This window comes from Bacteroides sp. 2201st1_D9_2201SCRN_220225, assembly GCF_040928965.1.
Taxonomy (GTDB): Bacteria; Bacteroidota; Bacteroidia; order Bacteroidales; family Bacteroidaceae; genus Bacteroides; species Bacteroides stercoris.
Genome location: NZ_JBCODG010000157.1, coordinates 1 through 2,466, shown reverse-complemented (window position 1 = coordinate 2,466; position 2,466 = coordinate 1). Strand labels below are relative to the sequence as shown.

The 2,466-nt window shown below is 42.8% G+C and carries 3 protein-coding genes; all 3 read left to right on the top strand.

Annotated elements, in window-relative coordinates; genetic code table 11:
• Positions 1–522: 522 nt before the first annotated feature.
• The 3 genes from AB5903_RS22325 (at position 523) to AB5903_RS22315 (ending at position 2,280) form a co-directional block, all read left to right on the top strand.
• On the top strand, positions 523–765 hold the full coding sequence (locus tag AB5903_RS22325; RefSeq protein WP_004288870.1) for a hypothetical protein: 243 nt from the start codon (positions 523–525) through the stop codon (positions 763–765).
• A gap of 97 nt (positions 766–862) precedes the next feature.
• A complete protein-coding gene (locus tag AB5903_RS22320; RefSeq protein ID WP_004288871.1) occupies positions 863–1,699 on the top strand; it encodes a DNA adenine methylase in 837 nt (278 codons plus the stop codon).
• 176 nt (positions 1,700–1,875) lie between these two features.
• On the top strand, positions 1,876–2,280 hold the full coding sequence (locus AB5903_RS22315) for a hypothetical protein (protein ID WP_016662275.1): 405 nt from the start codon (positions 1,876–1,878) through the stop codon (positions 2,278–2,280).
• The last annotated feature ends 186 nt before the right edge of the window (positions 2,281–2,466 follow it).

The window sequence follows — 2,466 nt, the reverse complement described above, 5'->3', positions numbered from 1 at the left end:
TTGATTATTACGGTGTAAAGATAGTAATAATTGTGCATTACTGCAAATATTTTACCATGTTTTTACTTATTAAGTATGATACTTGAATATATTTTATATTGTATTAATTAAAATATCAATATGTATATATAAGTAATTTACTTGTTTTATTTGTAAAGCATAAACATATAAAAAGTATTTTACTTTCAAGAGAAAACCGGTGTATCAGCCGGGATGCTTAATAAATGTAAAACGCAACGGCGTTGCGGCAAATTAAAATACTTTCGTTCAAAACATGAAAGCAGAAAATGCTTACGGCATGTGATAAAGTGGCAGGAAAGGTTGAAATCGTTTCATGTGTTACCGGAGAAGTTCCGAACGGTTTAAGAAATGAAAAAGCCCCCGGCCTGTTAAAAGTAACGCCAATCACTTTGTAACATTACGCAGAACCGCGCAACCGGGGGCAAGTACCCTCTGTTACGGTTCTGCTTTTTTATGTTACAAAAATGATTGGCGTTGCAAAGATACAATAAAATTATATATATGACATTATTCGAGATATTAAACCTAAACAAGGAACTATTGGAGCTTTTGGCCGAAATGGGTTCCAAGCCGGATGACTACAAGTATATCAGTCTGTATAAAGAGTATGAGAAGATGCGCAATACCGGCGACAAAGTAACCTATTGTGTTACCGTCCTTTCTGCCAGGCATGGTGTCTGTGAACGTAAGGTGTACGAGATTATCGGACGTTTTAAAAAGAAGTGTATGCATCACGCAGTATGAGTGTGCTATTTTTTTTGTTTTCATGGGTGAATAAGAAGAACTTTGCGCCTGAATTATGAACACAACCATTATATAACACGCTCAAAAGACTATAACAATGGAAAAGACTTACTCCCAGGCTCCGCTTCCTTTCGTGGGTCAGAAACGCATGTTCGCATCGGAATTCAGGAAGGTTCTGAAGCGTTTCAGTGACAAGACTGTTTTCATCGACCTGTTCGGTGGTTCCGGCCTGCTGTCGCATATCACCAAACGGGAACGGCCGGATGCCACTGTAATCTACAATGACCACGACAACTATCGTGAACGTCTGGGGAATATTCATCGTACCAATGAACTGCTGGAGGACCTGCGTGAGACAGCCAAAGGTTATCCCCGGCATAAAAAGATCACAGGCAGTATGCGCGATGTGTTTTTAGAGCGCATACTTCAGGACGAGCAAAACGGTTTTGTGGATTATCTTACCCTTTCATCATCCCTTCTTTTCTCCATGAAGTATGTTCTGAACTTTGAAGAATTGAAGAAGCAGAACCTTTATAACAAGTTGCGCCAAAACGATTACAACTGTGACGGTTATCTTGACGGTCTGGAAGTGGTCTGTTGTGACTATAAGGAACTTGCGGATAAGTACAATGCCGATACGGATGTTGTCTTTCTGGTTGATCCGCCCTACATGGCAACGGATATCAGTACATACAAAATGGACTGGAGGCTGCAGGATTACCTGGATGTACTGCTTGTCCTAAGCGGGCATCCGTTTGTCTATTTCACTTCCGGAAAATCACCCATACTGGATTTCTGTGAGTGGATGGAGCAACATCCTGGTATAGGCAATCCTTTCAGGGGGACATGCAAGTCCACACTTACGGCACGAATGAACTACAACTCGTCCTATACGGATATCATGCTTTACAAAGGGACTGCAGAAGCAGCTTAAGAACGTCCTTATATACCATCATATACATTTTACCACCTTGAATTCATCTTAGAGGACACTCCGGATGTGATATCCTGAGTGTCCGTTCTCTTTTTATTGTATATCGCAACGCAATTGCGATGAACCGCCGTACCTTGCTTCCCGAAAGCATATCATTATAATTAAAACAGACAGTTATGTTGAATAAAAGCAGTGCATTACCGGGAACAGCCCGGTTAAAGGCGATCCTGGAAGATCCGGATACGATTCTACAAATTGAAAACCCTACCGAGAAAATGCAACTGGCCGCAGTACAGAAAAAGCCGGAACTCATTGGGCATCTTCCTTTTGCCACAGAAAAGGTACAGCTCTCGGCTGTCATCACCTCTGCGGAAAGCATCTTCCTGATACACAACCCTTCACCGACAGCCTGTTTCGTCGCTATGGAAGGGATATTGGGACTAAGTCTTTTCCCCGGCCGGACAGTACTGGAAGCGGCAAAAGAACTGGTGCTGCAGATGCAGAAAGACAAAGCCGGGGAAAGGTCGAGTACAGCAGCCATTGAAAAATTCATGAAAGAAGTCGAACCTTTTAAAAACTGACACATATATGCCTACCGTTTTAGAACGACTGGCCGCCCTTTTCAGCCGGGATATGAGGGCGGTTCTCCGAAATCCCCGCGCCATCAGCATGATTGAAAACCCTTCCGAGCGTGTCCAGATGGCGGCAATACGAAGGGACAGAAGTGTTATCTGCTTCATAGACAAGCCTGCGGAAAAGGTACAGCT